The following is an 18,697-nucleotide window of genomic DNA, read 5'->3' as shown; positions in this document are numbered from 1 at the left end:
CCCACGCCCGCCCCGCCCGCTCCGGCCGGGGTGGGCGTGGTGCCCCACTCGCCCGGGGCGGGCACGCCCGGCGGGCGGATCGGCCGGCGGCCACCGCCCGCCTCCGACTCGCCCGGTTCCTTCGCGCCCGGCCACGGCTTGGCCACCCGGGAGGCGAGCACGAACTCCTTGCGCAGCGGATGGCCCTCGAACTCCGGCGGCAGCAGCAGCGGACGCAGCTCCCCGTGCCCCTCGAAGCCGATGCCGAACATCTCGTACGTCTCCCGCTCGTGCCAGGCGGCACCCGGGTAGACGTCGACCACCGACGCCACCGTGGCCGCGCCGCGGGGCACCCGGGTACGCAGCAGCACACCGTGCCGCAGCCGCGTCGACCAGAGGTGCGCCACCACGTCAAAGCCCTCGGCCAGCTCGTCCACGGCGGAGAGCCAGTCGAAGAAGTCGCAGGCCAGCTCGGCGTCGTCGCGGGCGGCGCGGAGCGCGTCCCGCCAGCTCGCCGGCGGCACGTCGACGGTGGCCCGGGCGTACCGCTGCCCGCCGGAGACCGACGGGGTCGCCTCGACCGGCGCGAGCAGCGCGACCAGCCGAGCGCCGACCTCTTCGGGAGTCATGCCGCTGATCCTAGGGCCTGTGTGGAAGTCCCCGTTCGCGCCGAGGTGGAGTCCCGGCGCCGACGATCTGCCGGCTTTGCGGGGCGGCCCGGTGCCGGGCGGGGAAAGATGAGGACGTGCGCGCTGTGACTGTGAAACCCGGAGTCGCCAACTCGCTGAGCCTCGTCGAGGATCAGCCCGAGCCGGCGCCCGAGGAGGGTGCCATCCTGGTCGAGGCGCTGGCGGTGGGAATCTGCGGCACCGACCACGAAATCATCGCTGGCGAGTACGGCGAGGCGCCGCCCGGTCAGGACCGCCTGATCATCGGGCACGAGTCGCTGGGCCGGGTGCTGGAAGACCCGACCGGCACCCTGCAACCCGGCGACCTGGTGGCCGGGATCGTCCGGCACCCCGACCCGGTGCCCTGCCCCAACTGCGCCGTCGGCGAGTGGGACATGTGCCGCAACGGGCAGTACACCGAGCACGGCATCAAGGCGCTGCCCGGGTTCGCCCGCGATCGGTGGCGGATCGAGCCCCAGTTCGCGGTCAAGCTCGACCCGGCGCTGGGCCGGGTCGGCATGCTGCTCGAGCCGACCAGCGTGGTGGCCAAGGCGTGGGACCACATCGAGCGGATCGGCCACCGGGCCGAGTGGCAGCCGCAGACCGTCCTGGTGACCGGTGCGGGGCCGATCGGGCTCCTGGCGGCGCTGCTCGCCACCCAACGCGGGCTCACCGTACACGTGCTGGACCGGGCGACCTCGGGGCCGAAGCCGGACCTGGTCGCCGCGCTCGGCGCCTCGTACCACACGGTGCCGGTCAACGACCTGCCCTTCGATCCGGACGTGGTGGTCGAGTGCACCGGCGCCCCGACGGTGGTCATCGACGTGATGTGCAAGGCGGCCCCGACCGGGATCGTGTGCCTGGCCGGGGTGTCCAGCGGCGGCCGGAGCATCGACTTCGACGCCGGCGCGCTCAACCGGGCGCTGGTGCTGGAGAACAACGTGGTCTTCGGCTCGGTGAACGCCAACCGGCGGCACTGGAACATGGCCGCCCAGGCGCTCAGTCGCGCCGACCAGTCCTGGCTGGAGTCGCTGCTCACCCGGCGCCTGCCGGTCGAGCGGTACGCCGAGGCGTACGCCCCCGAGCAGGGCGACATCAAGGTGGTGCTGGAGTTCGGCTCCTGAGCGGCGGGCCGACCGCTCAGATGCCGGGCAGCCGGCCGTTGCGGAACAGGTCCACGAAGAGCTGGTGGTCCTGCCGGGCGCGCACCCCGTACGCGTGCGCGAACTCCACCAGGTGGGTGACGAAGCCCGGCTCGTCCCGCTCCACCGCGGCCACGATCGCCTCCTCGGTGGAGTAGTCCACCAGGTCGTGGCTGGACTCGTCGTCGGCGACCGAGTGCATCCGCGCCACCGCCCGGCCCAGGTCGGCGAGCACCCCGGTCAGCTCCTCCGGCTCGTTGACGTCCGACCAGTCCAGGTCTGCGGCGTACGGGGAGACCTCGGCGACCAGCTGACCGGCCCCGCCCAGCTCGGTGAAGCCGAGCCACGGGTCCGCGTGCGCCTGCAACGCCCGCTGCGACTCGGCGGTCCGGTGCCCCTGGTGCTGGAAGTAGCCGCGGACCGACTCGTCGGAGACGTACCGGGCCACCGCCGGCACCTGCGCCTGCTTCATGTAGATGACGACGTCGTTCTCCAACGCCTGGGTGTGGCCCTCCAGCAGCAGGTTGTACGACGGCAGCCCGGCCGAGCCGATGCCCACCCCCTTGCGCAGCACCACGTCCTTGATCCTCGCCGCCACCGGGCGCAGCCGGGCCGAGGCGGCGGGCAGCGTGCCCAGGTACTCCTCGAAGGCGGCCAGAACCTTGTCGCGGGTGTCCCCGTCGACCTCGAAGACGCCGTCCCCGAGGGAGAAGCGCCGCTCGTAGTTGTCGACGGTGGTCTGCTCGGCCAGCAGGTCGACCCGGGTGTTGAGCCGAGCCTGCTGGAGCACGCGACGCAGCACCCCGTCGGCGTTGTCCAGGGTGATCGAGCCGATGGCGTCGTCCCCGCCGGCGGCGATCGCCCGCAGCTCGGTCAGGTACGACCGGGCGAAGCCGGCCACCAGCTCGCCGATCACCGTGTCGGAGAGCGCCTTGCTGTAGCCGAGCAGGGCCACGCTGGCCGCGAAGCGCCGCAGGTCCCAGGTGAACGGCCCGACGTACGCCTCGTCGAAGTCGTTGACGTTGAACACCAGCTGCCCGGACGCGTTCATGTACGTGCCGAAGTTCTCGGCGTGCAGGTCGCCGTGGATCCACACCCGGCCGGTCCGCTCGTCCAGGAACCGGTCGTCGGTGAAGTCGCCGAGCTGGTCCGCGTAGAACAGGGCGGCGCTGCCCCGGTAGAAGGCGAACGGTGAGGCGGCCATCTTGCGGAACTTACGGCGGAAGGCGGCCGGGTCGATCGCCATGGACGCGCCGAACTCCTCGGTCAGCACGTCGACGATGTGGGCTGACCGCTGGTCAACGGAGCTGCTCATGGTGCGCAGGCTAGCTCGCCCGGACCACCCGGGGCGTCGGACGACCGAATGGTCCGTCGGGGCCGACGGGACGATCCGGGTGTCGCGTCAGCCGGCGGCGGGTGGGCGTACCGGCGGGGCGGTGAGCGAGTCGACCGAGCGCGGGGCGGTGCCGTCGCGGGGCCCGGCGTCCACCGGCGCGGCGAGCAGATCCGGCCGGGAGACCCCACCGGGGCCGGACTGCTCGGCGGCGATCTTCTCCTGGAGGCGCAGGATGCCGTGCAGCAGCGCCTCCGGCCGGGGCGGGCAGCCGGGCACGTAGACGTCGACCGGGATGAGCTGGTCGACGCCCTTGGTCACCGAGTACGAGTCCCAGTAGGGGCCGCCGCAGTTGGAGCACGCGCCGAAGGAGATGACGTACTTCGGCTCCGGCATCTGGTCGTAGAGCCGCTTGATCGCCGGGGCCATCTTGTCGGTCACCGTGCCGGAGACCACCATCAGATCGGCCTGCCGGGGGCCGTGGGCGAACGGGATCACGCCGAGCCGGATGAAGTCGTGCCGACCCATGCTGGTGGCGATGAACTCGATCGCGCAGCAGGCCAGGCCGAAGTTGAAGACCCAGAGCGAGTAGCGGCGGCCCCAGTTCAGCACGAACCGGATCGGCTCGCCGAGCACTGCCGGCAGCTGCACGAGCGTCCCCTTCCTGTCCCCCACCGGACAGTCAACCACAGCGACCGACGCCGCCCCGGTGGCCGCCGGCCCGGACCGGGCCTCGCAACGCGCATCCGCACCCGCCTTGATCCGCCAAGATCGATGCGAGCCGTGGCACAGTCAGCTTTCCGGCGGTCGCAACCTTCCCCGGCGTCGCGGTGTGTCACCTCTGTCGGGGGGGTGCCCGATGCCGCGTCCGCCACGGGGGAGAGCGAGTGAGTGTGACGAGAGACGTTCGGGCGGGTGAGCCGCCGCCGGACCAACTGCACGACGCCGAGCCCGAGCGGGCCGCGCTGAGCTTCGACGACTTCTACCACGCGCACTATCGCGGCCTGGTGGTTCAGCTCGCCGCCTACACCGGGGACCGCGGCCAGGCGCAGGACCTGGTCCAGGAGGCCTTCTGCAAGGCGTTCGCGCGGTGGGACCGGGTGGCCGCCTACGACGACCCGCTGGCCTGGGTGCGCAGGGTCGCCTGGAACCTCGGCCACAACCGGTGGCGACGGCTGCGCACCGCGCAGGCCTACCTGCTGCGACAGCGGGAGACACACGTCGCCGGGCCCACGCCGGACCGGGTGGCGGTCGACGCGGCGCTGGCGAAGCTGCCGCCCCGGCAGCGCCGGGCCGTGGTGCTGCACTATCTCGCAGACCTGACGGTGGCCGAGATCGCGGCCCAGGAGCGGGTCGCCGAGGGCACGGTCAAGTCCTGGCTGCACCGGAGCCGGACGACGCTGGCCGGGTATCTGCGTGACACCACCGAGGGGGTGGAAAATGTCTGAGCTGGAGAGCGTCGACCTCGCCGAGGAGTTCAGCCGGTACCGCGGCACGATGCTGGCCGAGATCGAGGTGCCGGGGCCGGCGGCGGTCCGGCGGACCGTACGCCGGCGACGGCGTCGCCACCTCGCCACGGCCGCCGCGGCGGCGGTGGCGCTGCTGGGCGGCCCGGCCGTCGGGTACGCGGCCCTGGACCGCTCCGGTCCGCCCCCCGAGCCGGTGGATCCCACCCCCAGCGTCACCGCGAGTCCCACGCCCAGCAGCTCGCCGAGCCCCACCGGCGCGCCCTCGGCGACCAGTGCCAGCCCAACCCGGCCCACGGCCCCGGACGGGCGGCTCAGCCGCGCCCAACTGCTCGCCGCACGGGTGGACCTGCCGGCCTGGCGATCGGGGCCACCCGACTGCCCGGTGAGCAAGGTCCGCCTGGCCGGCGACCCGAGCACCGCCAAGGAGGGAACGAACGCCATCGAGGCGGTCGAGTACGCCGACGTCGACGGCGACGGTGCGACGGAGACCGTGGCCATGCTGCTGTGCTCGTTCGGCAGCGGTGGACCGCAGCAGGTCGTCGCGTTCGACCGGGACGAGGCGGGCAGGATCGTCACGATCGGCCGGGTGGTGGCCACCAGCCGCGACAAGCCGCAGTGGTTGACCGCGTTGGACGGGCGCTCCGACGGCACCGTCCGGGTGGAGGTGGCCGACCTGCACCCGGGCGGGGGCTGGCCGGGCGAATGGTCGCAGCGGCAGTGGCGCGGGTACCGCTGGACGGGCGAGCGGTTCGCACAGGTCGAGGGACCGACGTCGTTCGGCCCCAACCCGTACTCCACGGACCTGGCGGCGACCGCGAAGGACCTCATCCTGGCCGACGACCCCACCGACGGCTCGCGGGTCGGCGCGGTCGAGGTGCGGATCCGCAACCTCGGGGACCGGCGCGCCGACCGGGTCTCCCTCACGCTGGACCTACCGGCGTCCCTGGCGCCGGACGGTCCCGCCTGGGCCGACTGCGGGCCGGACGCCGGGAAGTACCGGCCACCGCTGACGTGCCGGCTGGGCCCGATCGAGCCGAACGGGGAACTGACGGTGCAGCTCGGTATGCGGCTGCCCCCGGACACCGAGCTGGCGGCGGGCACGGCGACGGTGCGGGGCGCGGCGGAGGGACCCGGCGGGCACTACATGATCGACCCCGTCATGGCGAACAACGAGGACACCATCGCCTACCGGTGAGCGTCGGTGGGGGTGACGGCGAGGCCGGCCACCCCCACCGGTCACCAGGTTGGACGTTGCAGCAGGCCGACGAACTCCACCAACAGTCGCTCCCGCAGCGCCGGCGGGGCGGCGTCGAGCAGCGTGTTCACCAGCGCCATCCGCTCCGGCAGCGGCGCGGCGGCCGACCCGCCATCCGGGCCCGAAGCGACGGCGGGTTCGGCGCCCAGGCCCAGTCCGGCGGCCAGGCCCGCCACCAGCTCCGGGGTCAACGCGTCCGGGGTGAGGGCGCCGGTCAGGGCGACCAGCTCCGCGGGCAGCCGGACCGGGCCGGCCGCCCGGGCCGCAGCCACCGCGTCGGCCAGATCCGGCCCGAACTCGGCGACCCGGGGCGCGACCGCGGCGGTCACCGTGAGATGCACGCTGGCCGGCAGACCGGCGTACGACAGCTGGGGCTGGGTGTGCCAACACCGGGCGGTCAGCTCGTCGACCAGTACGAACAGGTCCGGGCCGCCCTCGGTGGCGGTGAAGCAGACCACGGTGGACTCCGGCTCGGCCATCAGCCGCAGCCCGTCGACCCCGCGCACGGCGGCGGCCAGTCCGGCGACAGCGTCCCGGGTGCGCTCGGCCAGCGCCAGGTAGCCGGCGTCGCCGAGGTGCCGCAGGGTCGCGTACGCGGCGGCGATCGGCCCGCCCGAGCGGGTGGACGCGATCACCGGGTTGATCATCGTGTAGCCGGGCCAGTCCGCGTACGCGAAGTACTGCGGGGCGCGCATCGCGGCGTCCCGGTGCAGCAGCACCGACACCCCCTTCGGCGCGTACGCGTACTTGTGCAGGTCCACCGAGATGGAGGTGACCCCAGGTACCGCGAAGTCGAACGGCGGCACCGGCTCACCGAGGCGGCGCAGGTACGGCAGCGTCCAGCCGCCGAAGCAGGCGTCCACGTGGCAGCGCACCCCGGCGCGGGCGGCCGCGGCGGCGATCTCCACGACCGGGTCCACCACCCCGTGCGCGTACGACGGCGCGGAGCACGCCACCAGCACCGTCTCCGGGCGGATCGCCGCGGCCATCGCGGCCGGGTCGGGGCGCAGCGTGTCCGGGGAGACCGGCACCACGTCGAGCGTCACCCGCAGGTAGTGCGCCGCCTTGGCGAACGCCGCGTGCGCGCTCGCCGGCACCACTATCCGCGGTGCCACCTGCTCCGGGTGGGCGTCCCGGGCCGCCTTGACCGCGAGGATCAGCGACTCGGTGCCGCCGCTGGTGACACTGCCGACGACGTCCGGGGCGGTCGTGCCCGGCCCGCCGCCGAGCACCCGGCCGGCCGCGGCGACCAGCGCGTTCTCCATGGCCAGCAGGGACGGGAACGCGGTCGGGTCCAGCCCGTTGACGTGCGCGCTCTCGCGGTACGCGGCGGCCGCCAGCTCGTCAAGGCCCGCGACCGCCGGGTCGTACACGTACGCGAACAACCGCCCCCCGTGCGTGGGCCGATCACCCGCCCGCAGCGCACGGACCTCGGCAAGAACGTCATCCGCGGCCACCCCGTCGGCCGAGAGCGCCCCGGCCCCCACCCAGTTCTCGTCGATCATGGACTCGTGGTGCCCTTCTTGTGATGGTCAGCGGCTTTCGTCCCCCACCACGACTCCTTGATCGGCGCGGTGATGGTGCGTTGCCGCGGCGAGGACGGCCGGGGTGAGGGTGTAACGGCGGAGGAGGAGGACCGGGGGGCCTATCAGGAGGGCGGGCAGGACCGTGAAGCCGAGCAGGACGCCGAGACGGGCCAGGTCGGACTGCGTGGCCGCCGTGCCGGTGTCGGAGGAGACGTAGCCGGAGAGCTGGAGCACCAGACCGTAGATGCCCGGGCCGAGGGCCAGGCCGAAGGTCTCCCCGGCGGTCCAGAGGCCGGTGAACACGCCCGCCTGCCGCCGGCCGGTGCGCGCCGTGTCGTACGCGATGCAGTCCGGCAACATGGCCAGCGCGAACACCTGCTGCCCGGCGTACCCGACGCCGATCAGCGCGACCAGCAGGTAGACCGCGACCGGCGGCAGCACCGGCGCGGCGACCAGGGCGAGCGCCCCGGCGGCGAGGATCAGCGCGGCGGCGACCAGGGCGGCCCGCTTGCCCACACGGGCGCCGACCCGGGACCAGATCGGCATCACCAGCAGCGCCGGCCCGACGAAGCACACGAAGAGCAGCGTCGGCCCGCTCTGCTCGTCGCGCAGGATCTGCCCGGCGAAGTAGTTGACCCCGGCCAGGATGGTGGCCACCCCGGCGGACTGCACCACGAAGCAGATCAGCAGCGCGCGGAACGGCCGGTTGCCGCCGGCGACGGCGAGCTGGGCGCGCAGTGACGGTTCACTGCCGCCCACCGTTCCGGTCGGCGCGGACCGGGTGCCGAGGAACGCGCCGACGGCGCCGAGGGCGATCAGCACCGCCACGAACAGCCCCATCCACCGGTGCCCGGGCACACCGTCACCGCCGGCCGTCACGACCAGCGGGGCGACCGCGCCGGAGACCAGGATGGCCAGCGCCAGCACGGCGATCCGCCAGGTCATCAACCGGGTGCGTTCGGTGTAGTCGTCGGTCAGCTCCGCCGGCATCGCCACGTACGGCACCTGGAAGAAGGCGAACGCGGTGGCGGTGGCCAGGAAGGCGAACGCCACGTACGCCGCGGCGGCCGGACCACGGTCGAACGGCGCGGCGAAGATGGCCGCGAAGAGCACGGCGAGCGCGAGGCCGGCGATGAGCAGGTACGGCCGGCGGGCACCCCAGCGTGACCGGGTGCGGTCGGAGATCCGCCCGGCGACCGGGTTGACCAGCACGTCCCATGCCTTGGGCAGCAGCACCAGCAGGGCTGCCACCCCGGCGGCCACCCCGAGCGTGTCGGTCAGGTACGGCAGCAGGAGCAGCCCGGGCACCGTGCCGAACGCGCCGGTGGCCAGGGAGCCGAGCGCGTATCCGGCGTGCACCGGCCGGGGCAGCGGGCCGGCGGCTGGTGAGCCGGCGTCACCCGGCGGCGGGGTCATGGGGCCGAATGTTACTCACGTTATGGCGCGGGTCACATCCCCTCCTCCGGCGACCAGCCCGCCACCCGGATGTCCACCCCCTCACCGCGCAGCGGCACCCCCTCGGCGCGCAGCCGGGCCCGCGCCTCCCGCTCGTGCCCCGGCGGCAGCCGCCCGGCGGAGCTGACCACGCGGTGCCAGGGCACGGAGCCGCCGTGGCGGGCCATGATGTTGCCGACCAGCCGGGCCGAGGCGCGGCCGGAACGCTCGGCGAGGGCGTCGGCCACCCCGCCGTACGACATGACCCGGCCCTCCGGGATCCGCTCGACCAGATCGAGGACCGCCTCGACGTACTCGTCAGGTGTCACAGTCGGCCACGATATGGGAACGCAACCGGGCCACGCCGCGCCGACCACGCAGAATGGGCGGGTGCGCGACGCAGTCACGGCAGCCCGACGGGTCGTCGTCAAGATCGGATCCTCCTCGTTGACCACCGCCACCGGCGGGCTGGCCGACGAGCGGGTCGACGCGCTCGTCGACACCCTCGGCCGGCTCGCCACCGAGGGGCGCGAGGTCGTGCTCGTCTCCTCGGGCGCGATCGCCGCCGGCCTCGCCCCGCTCGGGCTGACCCGACGCCCGCGCGACCTGGCCACCCAGCAGGCCGCCGCCAGCGTCGGGCAGGGCCTGCTGATCGGCCGGTACGCGGCGGCCTTCGCCCGGCACGGGCTGACCGTCGGGCAGGTGCTGCTCACGGTCGACGACGTGACCCGGCGGGCGCACTACCGCAACGCGTACCGCACCCTGCGCAAGCTGCTCGACCTGCACGCGGTGCCGATCGTCAACGAGAACGACACGGTGGCCACCGAGGAGATCCGGTTCGGCGACAACGACCGGCTGGCCGCACTGGTGGCCGCGCTCGTGCACGCCGACCTGCTCGTGCTCCTCTCCGACGTGGACGCGCTCTGGACCGGCGATCCGACCCGACCGCACGCCACCCGGATCACCGAGGTCCGCGACGAGAAGGACCTCGCCGGGATCACCATCGGCGGGGCCGGGCGATCCGGGGTCGGCACCGGCGGCATGGTGACCAAGGTCGAGGCCGCCCGGATCGCCACCGGCTTCGGCATCCCGGTGGTGCTCACCGCCGCCGACCTGGCCGCCCCGGCGCTGGCCGGCGAGCCGGTCGGCACGCTGTTCCACCCGCAGCGGCAGCGCCCCGCGGCCCGACTGTTCTGGCTGGCGCACGCCACCTCGCCACGGGGGCGGCTGCACCTCGACCCGGGCGCGGTGGCCGCCGTCGTCGGGCGGCGCAAGTCGCTGCTGCCGGCCGGCATCACCGCCGTCGACGGCACGTTCACCGCCGGCGACCCGGTCGACCTGGTGGACACCGCCGGCGCGCCGGTCGCGCGCGGGCTGGTCAACTACGACGCCGTGGAGCTGCCCGGGCTGCTCGGACGCTCCACCTCCGAACTCGCCGCGGCGCTCGGCCCGGCGTACGAGCGGGAAGTCGTCCACCGCGACGACCTCGTTCTGCTGTAGGAACGCCGGGGCGCCGCACCGGGCGCCCTTCAGACGCGAGGAGTGACCGATGAGCGTGACCGAGCAGGCCCGACGGGCACGGGCGGCGGCCGAGACGCTGGCCGTGGCGACGCGTACCGCCAAGGACGCCGCGCTGGCCGCGATGGCCGACGCGCTGGTGACGCGTACCCCGGAGATCCTGACCGCGAACGCGACGGACCTGGCGGCCGGCCGGGAGGCCGGACTGAGCGCGGCCGTGCTGGACCGGCTCGCCCTCGACGCGGGCCGGGTGGCCGGCATCGCCGACGCGCTGCGCCAGATGGCCGCGCTGCCCGACCCGGTCGGCGAGGTGGTCCGCGGCTCGACCCTGCCCAACGGCCTGGAGCTGCGCCAGATCCGGGTGCCGTTCGGGGTGGTCGGCATCATCTACGAGGCCCGCCCCAACGTGACCGTGGACGCGGCCGGGATCTGCCTGAAGTCCGGCAACGCGGCCCTGCTGCGCGGCTCGTCGTCGGCCGCGCACTCGAACTCCGCGCTCGTCGCGGTGCTGCGCGACGCGGTCGCCGGTGCCGGTCTGCCGGCCGACGCGGTGCAGCTGCTCGACGCCAGCTCCCGCGAGTCGGTCAAGGAGCTGATGCGTGCCCGAGGGCTGGTCGACGTGCTCATCCCGCGCGGCGGCGCGTCGCTGATCCGCACCGTGGTCGAGGAGTCGACCGTGCCGGTCATCGAGACCGGAGTGGGCAACTGCCACGTCTACGTGGACGCCGCCGCGGACGTGGCGCAGGCCGTGGCGGTGACGCTGAACGCCAAGACGCAGCGCCTCTCCACCTGCAACACCGCCGAGTCGCTGCTGGTGCACGCCGACGTCGCCGACGCGTTCCTGCCGCCGATGCTGGCCGCGTTCGCCGAGGCCGGGGTGACCGTGCACGGCTCGCCCGACGTGGCCGGATATTCCGCCGACGTCGTCCCGGCCACCGAGGAGGACCACGCCACCGAATACCTCTCGGCGGACATCTCCGTCGCGGTCGTCGACTCGCTCGACGCGGCGGTCGCGCACATCCGGCGGTACGGCACCGGGCACACCGAGGCGATTCTCACCGACTCGGCGAGCGCCACCCGGGAGTTCGTCGCCCGGGTGGACGCGGCGGCGGTGATGGTGAACGCCTCGACCCGCTTCACGGACGGGGGCGAGTTCGGTTTCGGCGCGGAGATCGGCATCTCGACGCAGAAACTGCACGCCCGGGGCCCGATGGGCCTGCCCGAGCTGACCAGCACCAAGTACGTGGTCACCGGGGCCGGGCACCTGCGCTAGCCGTGCTGGGCCAGCGCGGCTCAGCTCAGCGCCGCCCGCTGCCGCGGCTCAGCTCAACACCGCCGGCTGCCGCGGCTCAGCTCGGCGTCGCCGGCTGCCGCGGCTCAGCTCAACGCCGCCGGCCTGCACGCGCGGATGGCGGACAGTGTGGAGTGCACGTCGAACTGGTGCCCGTCGTCGCTCTCCCAGCCGCCGTCGCTGCGCTGCGTCTCGGTCAGTCGGCGCAGGGCCCGCACCATGATCCAGTCCTGCGCGTCGATGCCGACCCGGCGCAGCGTGGCCGCCAGCCAGGCCACGTCCCCCGGGGACATCTTGGGCATCCGCTCGGCGAGCACCACCTGGATCCGCGCCGACTCCTGGAACATGTCCTGCCGGTGCAGCACCGCCGCGCTCAGCCAGCCCGCGGCGAGAAAGGACGGCCAGCTGCCGTCCGGACGCAGCCGCGCGGCGACCGAGTGGGCGGCCGCCTGCACCACCCCCGCGTACGCCCCTCCGACCCGGTGATCGAGCGGACCCGCGGCACGGGCGTCCAGGCCGGCGACGGTGAGCCAGAAGCCGGCGTTGGCGGTGAGGAACAGCCCTGCCTCCGGGTCGCCGGGGCGGGCCCACTCCGGAGCCGAGCCGGCCAGCGCCGGGTCCTCGTCCCAGCCGCCGTCGGCCTGCTGCCGGGAGGCCAACCAGTCCAGTGCCCGGCGGGCGGCGGGACGACCGAGCGCGCCCAGGTCGTCCAGCTCGGCGAGCCGGAAGCAGGTGGCGTCGATCGAGGCGATCTCGCCGCCCCAGGTCGCCGGCCAACCACCGTCGGGTGACTGGCCGACCTCGGCCGTCTCCAGCAGCTCGGTGGGCACCGGCGTGCCGTTGCGAAGCCAGGAGAGGCGGGCACGCTCCACCGCGTCCCCGTGCGCCACGACGAACCCGATCGCGGCATCCAAATCGACCACGGCGGAGACGCTACCTGCGCAGACGCGATACCGCCTCGGGGAATCGGCCAGCCGGGAATGGCTGCGTCGCTGCGGGCTCAGGGCCGCTTGGAGTCGCCTGCGTCGATTCGCCGGCGCGTACCGGGTCGCAGGGCCGGCATGCGCCGTGCGGGCCGGCCTGCGGCGTCCGGGAGCCGGGGCGGCGGTGTCGACCGCCCCGGCTCCGGCCGGTCAGTACGCGGGCAGCGCCGGATCGATCTGCTTGATCCAGGAGAGCACGCCGCCCTGCACGTGCACGGCGTCGCGGAACCCGGCCGCCTTGAGCGCGGCGAGCGCCTCCGCCGAGCGGACGCCGGACTTGCAGTGCAGCACGATCTGCCGGTCCTGCGGCAGCTGGGCCAGCGCCTCACCGGAGATGATGTCGCCCTTGGGGATCAGGGTGGCGCCGGGGATCCGGACGATCTCGTACTCGGCCGGCTCCCGGACGTCGACCAGGAAGATGTCCTTGCCGGCGTCCTGCCACTCCTTGAGCTCCAGCGCGGTGATGGTCGAGTCGACCACCGCCTCCTCGGCCTCCTGGGAGACCGCGCCGCAGAAGTCCTCGTAGTCCTCCAGCAGGTCGGTCACCGTCGGGTTCTCGCCGCAGAGCGCGCAGTTCGGGTCCTTGCGCACCTTGATCTTGCGGTATTCCATCTCCAGGGCGTCGTAGACCATCAGCCGGCCGACCAGCGGCTCGCCGATGCCGGTGAGCAGCTTGATCGCCTCGTTCACCTGGATCGAGCCGATCGACGCGCAGAGGACGCCGAGCACGCCACCCTCGGCGCAGGACGGCACCATGCCGGGCGGCGGCGGCTCCGGGTAGAGGCACCGGTAGCAGGGGCCGTGCTCGGCCCAGAACACCGACGCCTGACCGTCGAAGCGGTAGATCGAGCCCCAGACGTACGGCTTTCCCAGCAGCACCGCGGCGTCGTTGACCATGTACCGGGTGGCGAAGTTGTCGGTGCCGTCGACGATCAGGTCGTACTGGGCGAAGATCTCGCGGACGTTGTCCCGGTCCAGCGCGGTGTTGTGGATCTCGACGTTGACCAGCGGGTTGATCTCGCGGATCGACGCGGCGGCGGACTCGGCCTTGGACCGGCCGACGTCCGACACGCCGTGGATGACCTGACGCTGGAGGTTGGACTCGTCGACGGTGTCGAAGTCGATGATGCCGAGCGTGCCGACCCCGGCCGCGGCGAGGTACAGCAGGGCCGGCGAGCCGAGGCCACCGGCGCCGACACAGAGCACCCGGGCGTTCTTCAACCGCTTCTGCCCGGTCACCCCGACGTCGGGAATGATCAGGTGGCGGGAGTAGCGGCGGATCTCGTCAACGGTCAGCTCGGCGGCGGGTTCGACGAGCGGGGGCAACGACACGGTGGACTCCCCGGGATCGGCGGTGTGAACCGCGCCATTGTTGCTCGCCGGCCCCCTGCTCGGCCATGAGGGAGGACACGTGGCCCGCGATGCGGGAGAGGGAATAACCGACGACCGGGTCGATCAGGGGACGATGTCCCCCGCGTAGCGACGACCGTCGAGGTAGGGCCAGGCGTTGGCGACGCAGCCCTCCAGGCCGTACGTCTGCTGCTGCATCACCGGCGCCGGCTCGCCCGGGCCCGGGCAGGCCTCGTGCTCCTCGCCGAACTCGTGGCCGACCTCGTGGTTGATTACGTACTTCCGGTACGTCTCCAGCGGGGCACCGTAGTCGGGCACCGCCTCCTGCCAACGGGCCAGGTTGATGATGACCTGCCCGGGGAGCCGGCAGGAGGTGTAGCGCTCGGTGGTCAGCCCACCCTCGGCGCACATCTGCTCCGACGTGACCGGGGTGGCCAGATAGATGGTGAAGTCGGCGGCGCCGGCATCGGCCACCCGCTGTACCCGCAGCTCGCCGGAGGCGATCCAGCTGCGCGGGTCGGCCAGCACCTCGTCCACCGTTGCGGCGAAGGCGTCGGCGTCCTGGCCGGCGCCGCGTTCGACGGCGACCCGGTAACGGCGCAGCGGCCCGTCCTCGCCGTGCACCGCGGTCTCGCCGTCGGCCGCGGTGAAGCGTCCCGCGCCGACCGACGGGTAGCTGCTGGGTGCCGGGTGCGCGCCCCCGCCGCCATGACCCATCCGGCCGTGGGTGACCGCTGGCGCCTCGGCCGGCGGTTCGCCGCCCCGGGTCACCGTCACTGCGGCGGCAACGGCGAGCAGGAGCACGCCGAGCAGCACGCTGCGACGACGCCGTCGGCGCATCCGGAGCAGCGCCGGCCGCCCGTCCCCGGCCCGGTACGTCGACCGGCCGGACGGGCCGGGCGCCCGGGGCGGGCCGTAAGGGGACGACGGCGTCATGACATCAAGCCTGCCAGATTAAACGGGCATTTCTCCGCTTTTGCCGCTATTAACGCAAGACGCCTGATGGGGACGGCGCGTCGCTGTGCCAGCCGTCAGAGCGCGGGGCCGGCGTAGCGACGCCCCTCGACGTACGGCCACGGATTGGCCCGACAGCCGTCGAGGAAAAGGGTCTGCTGCATCATCACCGGCGCCGGCCGGCCGGCGCCCGGGCAGCGCTCGTGCCGGTGCCCCAACTGGTGGCCCACCTCGTGGTTGACCACGTACGTCCGGTAGACCGCCAGCGGCACGCGGGCCGCGACGAAGTGCGGCACGGACAGTCGCCACCGATCCAGGTTGATGATCACCTTCCCGGGCGCCCGGCAGGAGGTGTACGGCCGGCCACCGATCCGGATGTCCACTCCACCGTCGGCGCACATCCGGCCCGCCGTGCGGGCGGTCGCCAGGTAGACGGTGAAGTCCCGGGCCGCGCCGCCGGGCACCTGCTGCATCCTCAGCCGGCCGCTGTCGACCCAGCTGCCCGGCCCGGCGAGTGCCGTCTGGACCGCCTGCCCGAACGCGACCGGATCCTCCCCACTGCCCGACTCGACCGCCACCCGGTACCGCCGCAGCTCACCCGCGCGGCCCAGCACCGGGCCGGTGCGGTCGTCGTAGCCGAACCGGCCGGTGCCGGCGGTCGGCACCGCCCCGGACAACTTCAGCACCGGGGGTGCACTCGACGGGGCGACCGGCGACACGGACGGCGACGGGTCGGCCGACGGAGGCAACGGCGCGGCCACCAGCGGCGGCGGCCCGGTGATCTCGTCCGCAGCCAGCCGGTCGGCGCCCGGATGCCCGCCCGGCCCCTCGGCGATCACGGTCACCACCGCACCGACGGCCAGCACGACCGCCACCAACTGGGCGAGCACTGCGAGTCGTCGCTGACGGCGACCAGGGCGGGAGGGCGTGCGCATCCGGCTCAGCCTGCCAGATCAGGCCGCCTGGCGGTCTCCTCCGTTTCGGCGAGTAGGCCGACCACCGCCCGGGCGACCAGCCGAGGCACCTCCAACTGCGCCACGTGGCCGACGCCGTCGAGCATCAGCAGCCGGCTGTCCGGGATGACCCGAGCGGTCTGCGGGGCGACCCGCACGTCGACCAGCCGGTCCTGCCGACCACCCACCACCAGCGTCGGCGCACGCACCGCCCGGGCGAGCCGCCACAGCGAGCCCGGCCCCGGCAGGTACGCCCGCAGGAAGCTGGAGACCAGCCCGCGGAACGTCCGGACGTACGCGGCGGCGTAGTGCTCCGCCTCGTAGCGCACCCGGATCTCCTCCAACGCCTCGGCGCGGCGCTGCGCGCAGATCCGGCTGAGGTCGGCGACGCACGCCTCCAACACCTGCTGGGCCATCACCTCGGGGGCGAGCTGGGTGAGCCGCCAGGCGACCAACCGTTCACCCCCGGGAATGGCCAGCACCGGCAGCAGGCGCCCCTGCAACGAGCGACGGAAGTCCAGGAACGGCAGCGCCGGAGAGATCAGGGTGAGGGTGCGGACCAGGTCGGGCCGGAGCCCGGCCACCTGGACCACGACCGCACCGCCCAGCGAGTTGCCGAACAGATGCACCGGCCCACGACCGGAGTGCTCGATCCAGCGGACGACCAGGTCGGCGAAGGCCGGCACGGTGTAGCGGCGACCCGGCTCGCTGCGGCCGAAGCCGGGCAGGTCGATGGCCTGACCGTCCAGGCGATCGGCGAGCAGGCCGGCCAGGTCGGTCCAGTTCTGCGACGAACCGCCCAGGCCGTGCACGTACAACGCCGGCTCCGCGCCGGCGGCGGTGGCCGGGGTGTCCCGTACGTACGTGACCGAACCGTCGAGGCGGACCGCCCGCCCCGGCCAGGGCGGCGGGATCCGGTCCTCGGGTAGGAGATGGTCCGGCCAGAGGGTGGCGGGCTTCATCGTTCCAGTCTGCCCCGGACCACTCAGGACAGCAGCGCCTCCAGCCGACGGTTCACCGCCGCCAGCGTCGCCCGGACCACCGCCTGTCGCGGATCGCCGGCGACCAGGGCCGAGCCGGCGAGCTGCTCGACCCAGCCTTCGCACACCAGCAGCACCACCACGGTGGCCACCTCGCAGTTGCCGAACGGCACCACCGCCGCGTGCTCCACGAAGCAGCGCCCCCGCTCGGCGTTCTCCGCGCCGCGCAGCAACTCGTCCACCGCGGCGGCCGCGGCCACCGCGCAGAGCCGCAGGACGTAGCCGTCCACCGCCGGGCCGGTGGCGTGGCCGGCAGCGCTTTCACCGCCGGCCAGCAGCCGAACCTCAACGTTGGCGTCCAGCCCGAAGGTGCTGACCTGCACGTGGTCGATCACCACCCGCGGCCCGGGCGTGCCGCCCGTGTCCAGCGGTCGGGACGGCGCCGACTCCGTGGTGGTCACCTGACCACCGGAGTACGACGTGCCGAGCGTCGCCGGGCTGCCCGTGGCCGCACCGGCGGGCGCGGCCGAGACCGACCCCGGCTCCTCCACCGTGGCGCGGCCCCGGTGCGGGGCGCTCGCCCGACGGCGGCGCGCCCCCTCCGTGTCCACCTGCTGTTCGGTGCCCGCCTGGGCGGCTTCGCTCCGACCGCCCGACCGTCCGGCCGTGGGCGATCCGGTGGCCCGCAGCTCTCCGGTACGCGCTTCGGCGCCGACGTCGTCCGACTGGGCGGACCGCGACTCCGCCGAACGCCGCTCGGCGGACCGGGGCTCAGCAGACCGGGGCTCGACGGACCTGGGCTCAGCGGAACGCCGCTCAGCGGACCGGGGCTCAGCAGACCGGGGCTCGACCGACCTGGGCTCAGCGGAACGCCGCTCCGGGGACCGGGGCTCAGCGGACCGGGACTCGACGGACCTGGGCTCAGCGGAACGCCGCTCCGCCGACCGGGGCTCAGCGGACCGGGACTCCGCAGACCGGGGCTCAGCGGCGCGGCGGCGGACCGGCGGTACCGGCGTGGACGGCTGGCCGGGCAGGTTCTGCGGGGCGGCTGCCAGACCCATCCGTTCCTGAAGCAGCCGGGCCACGTGCCGGCTCACCTCGGCCGGGTCGGCGCCGTCGGCCAGGTCGAGGCGGAGGCTGTGCGCTCCCGCCGGGGTGCGGCGCAGGGCCGCGTCCCGCACGCCGGCGACCTCCCGGACGGCGTCGAGGATGGCGTTGACGTCGAACCCCTCGGGGCGCTCCCGCAGGGGCGCGGGCTCGTCGTCACGGCGTAGGTGGGTGGCGATGCGGGCGAGTTCGGGGGTTTCGGCGGGTGGCTCCACGGCTGGCGGCTCCGGCACGACGGGCACGTCCGGTTCCGCAGGGACGCGCTGCGGCAGCACCGCCGACGTCTGGTCCGGCAGCCTGGCGCCGTCGGCGGGGTCGGCCGGCGACGCAGGATCGGGGGCGGATCGGCGAGCCGCGTAGGGAGGTGCGCTCGTCGGGGCGGGCGCTGGTGAGGGCCGGTCGCCGCGCCCGGACCCGCTCGTGGCGGGGCCCGGGACGGCACCGGGCGAGGTCGGCGTGCTGGCGGCCGGTGCCGGGCCGGTCTCCCCCGGAGCCGCGTGGGGTGGCTCGGGGGCCTCCGGCCGGAGCCGGAACGGCGCGGTCGATCGGGTTTCGGGCCGGAGCGGGCCGGTCGACTCCCCCGCGTCACTCGCACGGGGTGTGCCCGCCGACCGACTGGCCGGCCAGGACGGGCGCTCGGCCGGGGCCGCGGGGAGGCGTCCCTCGGACCAGTCGGCCCGCTCGGTCCGCGACGCGCTCACCGGGGCGGCCGGCCAGTCGGTCGGCGGGCACACCCCGTGCGAGTGACGCGGGGG

General features: G+C 74.3%; 15 protein-coding genes and 2 pseudogenes. 5 read left to right on the top strand and 12 right to left on the bottom strand.

Going from position 1 to position 18,697, the window contains the following annotated elements:
- A partial coding sequence (locus EAD98_RS30540; RefSeq protein ID WP_147457536.1) for an NADH-quinone oxidoreductase subunit C occupies nucleotides 1–608 on the bottom strand: 608 nt, incomplete at its 3' end.
- 116 nt (nucleotides 609–724) lie between these two features.
- Here EAD98_RS30540 and EAD98_RS30535 point away from each other — a divergent pair.
- Nucleotides 725–1,771, top strand: a complete 1,047-nt coding sequence (locus EAD98_RS30535) for a glucose 1-dehydrogenase (RefSeq protein ID WP_121657399.1) — start codon at nucleotides 725–727, stop codon at nucleotides 1,769–1,771.
- A 16-nt stretch (nucleotides 1,772–1,787) separates the two neighbouring features.
- Here the strand turns inward: EAD98_RS30535 and EAD98_RS30530 are convergent, their stop codons facing one another.
- Complete coding sequence (locus tag EAD98_RS30530) at nucleotides 1,788–3,104, bottom strand: DUF2252 domain-containing protein (RefSeq protein WP_121657398.1); 1,317 nt, start codon at nucleotides 3,102–3,104, stop codon at nucleotides 1,788–1,790.
- An 87-nt stretch (nucleotides 3,105–3,191) separates the two neighbouring features.
- Entirely contained in the window at nucleotides 3,192–3,773 is a 582-nt protein-coding gene (locus EAD98_RS30525) for an NADH-quinone oxidoreductase subunit B (RefSeq protein WP_121657397.1), read from the bottom strand.
- A gap of 236 nt (nucleotides 3,774–4,009) precedes the next feature.
- Here EAD98_RS30525 and EAD98_RS30520 point away from each other — a divergent pair, with 236 nt between their 5' ends.
- Together EAD98_RS30520 and EAD98_RS30515 are read left to right on the top strand one after the other, a co-directional pair.
- On the top strand, nucleotides 4,010–4,570 hold the full coding sequence (locus EAD98_RS30520) for a SigE family RNA polymerase sigma factor (RefSeq protein WP_121657396.1): 561 nt from the start codon (nucleotides 4,010–4,012) through the stop codon (nucleotides 4,568–4,570).
- On the top strand, nucleotides 4,563–5,786 hold the full coding sequence (locus tag EAD98_RS30515) for a hypothetical protein (protein WP_121657395.1): 1,224 nt from the start codon (nucleotides 4,563–4,565) through the stop codon (nucleotides 5,784–5,786). The genes EAD98_RS30520 and EAD98_RS30515 overlap by 8 nt, the downstream gene beginning before the upstream one ends.
- 41 nt (nucleotides 5,787–5,827) lie before the next feature.
- Here EAD98_RS30515 and EAD98_RS30510 read toward each other — a convergent pair whose 3' ends face one another.
- From EAD98_RS30510 to EAD98_RS30500, 3 genes are read right to left on the bottom strand one after another with little or no spacing between them, the layout of a single operon-like run.
- Nucleotides 5,828–7,351, bottom strand: coding sequence for an aminotransferase class V-fold PLP-dependent enzyme (locus EAD98_RS30510; RefSeq protein WP_121657394.1), 1,524 nt, complete (start codon nucleotides 7,349–7,351; stop codon nucleotides 5,828–5,830).
- 27 nt (nucleotides 7,352–7,378) lie between these two features.
- A complete protein-coding gene (locus EAD98_RS30505; protein ID WP_121657393.1) occupies nucleotides 7,379–8,788 on the bottom strand; it encodes an MFS transporter in 1,410 nt (469 codons plus the stop codon).
- A 32-nt stretch (nucleotides 8,789–8,820) separates the two neighbouring features.
- The gene (locus EAD98_RS30500) at nucleotides 8,821–9,135 is read right to left on the bottom strand and encodes an MGMT family protein (RefSeq protein ID WP_121657392.1); all 315 of its coding nucleotides are present in this window, start codon (nucleotides 9,133–9,135) and stop codon (nucleotides 8,821–8,823) included.
- Nucleotides 9,136–9,148: 13 nt separating this feature from the next.
- Between EAD98_RS30500 and proB the strand changes: the two genes are divergently transcribed.
- Both proB and EAD98_RS30490 read left to right on the top strand, forming a co-directional pair.
- Nucleotides 9,149–10,306 (top strand): glutamate 5-kinase, encoded by a 1,158-nt coding sequence (proB, locus tag EAD98_RS30495; RefSeq protein WP_121657391.1) that lies wholly within the window; start codon nucleotides 9,149–9,151, stop codon nucleotides 10,304–10,306.
- A gap of 49 nt (nucleotides 10,307–10,355) precedes the next feature.
- Entirely contained in the window at nucleotides 10,356–11,597 is a 1,242-nt protein-coding gene (locus EAD98_RS30490; protein ID WP_121657390.1) for a glutamate-5-semialdehyde dehydrogenase, read from the top strand.
- A 104-nt stretch (nucleotides 11,598–11,701) separates the two neighbouring features.
- Here the strand turns inward: EAD98_RS30490 and EAD98_RS30485 are convergent, their stop codons facing one another.
- The 6 genes and pseudogenes from EAD98_RS30485 to EAD98_RS30460 all read right to left on the bottom strand — a co-directional run.
- On the bottom strand, nucleotides 11,702–12,589 hold the full coding sequence (locus EAD98_RS30485; RefSeq protein ID WP_121657389.1) for a prenyltransferase/squalene oxidase repeat-containing protein: 888 nt from the start codon (nucleotides 12,587–12,589) through the stop codon (nucleotides 11,702–11,704).
- A gap of 159 nt (nucleotides 12,590–12,748) precedes the next feature.
- A pseudogene (gene moeZ / locus EAD98_RS30480) lies at nucleotides 12,749–13,997 on the bottom strand (adenylyltransferase/sulfurtransferase MoeZ).
- Nucleotides 13,998–14,053: 56 nt separating this feature from the next.
- Nucleotides 14,054–14,884, bottom strand: a complete 831-nt coding sequence (locus tag EAD98_RS30475) for a DUF3152 domain-containing protein (RefSeq protein ID WP_121657387.1) — start codon at nucleotides 14,882–14,884, stop codon at nucleotides 14,054–14,056.
- A 95-nt stretch (nucleotides 14,885–14,979) separates the two neighbouring features.
- The gene (locus EAD98_RS30470) at nucleotides 14,980–15,837 is read right to left on the bottom strand and encodes a DUF3152 domain-containing protein (protein ID WP_121657386.1); all 858 of its coding nucleotides are present in this window, start codon (nucleotides 15,835–15,837) and stop codon (nucleotides 14,980–14,982) included.
- A 5-nt stretch (nucleotides 15,838–15,842) separates the two neighbouring features.
- Entirely contained in the window at nucleotides 15,843–16,817 is a 975-nt protein-coding gene (locus EAD98_RS30465) for an alpha/beta fold hydrolase (protein WP_121657385.1), read from the bottom strand.
- A 23-nt stretch (nucleotides 16,818–16,840) separates the two neighbouring features.
- Nucleotides 16,841–18,319: pseudogene (locus tag EAD98_RS30460) on the bottom strand (hypothetical protein); the annotation flags it as partial.
- Between the last annotated feature and the right edge of the window lie 378 nt (nucleotides 18,320–18,697).

The organism is Micromonospora sp. CV4 (assembly GCF_003667455.1).
Taxonomy (GTDB): Bacteria; Actinomycetota; Actinomycetes; order Mycobacteriales; family Micromonosporaceae; genus Micromonospora.
Note: the sequence above shows the minus strand (reverse complement) of the source record. Positions and strands in the feature narration are given on the sequence as shown.

Bases quoted from the DNA above. Each gene is read 5' to 3' on its own strand.
- EAD98_RS30510 (WP_121657394.1), bottom strand. From the start codon at position 7,351: ATGATCGACGAGAACTGGGTGGGGGCCGGGGCGCTCTCGGCCGACGGG.
- EAD98_RS30530 (WP_121657398.1), bottom strand. From the start codon at position 3,104: ATGAGCAGCTCCGTTGACCAGCGGTCAGCCCACATCGTCGACGTGCTG.
- EAD98_RS30470 (WP_121657386.1), bottom strand. From the start codon at position 15,837: ATGCGCACGCCCTCCCGCCCTGGTCGCCGTCAGCGACGACTCGCAGTG.
- EAD98_RS30490 (WP_121657390.1), top strand. From the start codon at position 10,356: ATGAGCGTGACCGAGCAGGCCCGACGGGCACGGGCGGCGGCCGAGACG.
- EAD98_RS30465 (WP_121657385.1), bottom strand. From the start codon at position 16,817: ATGAAGCCCGCCACCCTCTGGCCGGACCATCTCCTACCCGAGGACCGG.
- EAD98_RS30505 (WP_121657393.1), bottom strand. From the start codon at position 8,788: ATGACCCCGCCGCCGGGTGACGCCGGCTCACCAGCCGCCGGCCCGCTG.
- proB (WP_121657391.1), top strand. From the start codon at position 9,149: ATGGGAACGCAACCGGGCCACGCCGCGCCGACCACGCAGAATGGGCGG.
- EAD98_RS30475 (WP_121657387.1), bottom strand. From the start codon at position 14,884: ATGACGCCGTCGTCCCCTTACGGCCCGCCCCGGGCGCCCGGCCCGTCC.
- EAD98_RS30515 (WP_121657395.1), top strand. From the start codon at position 4,563: ATGTCTGAGCTGGAGAGCGTCGACCTCGCCGAGGAGTTCAGCCGGTAC.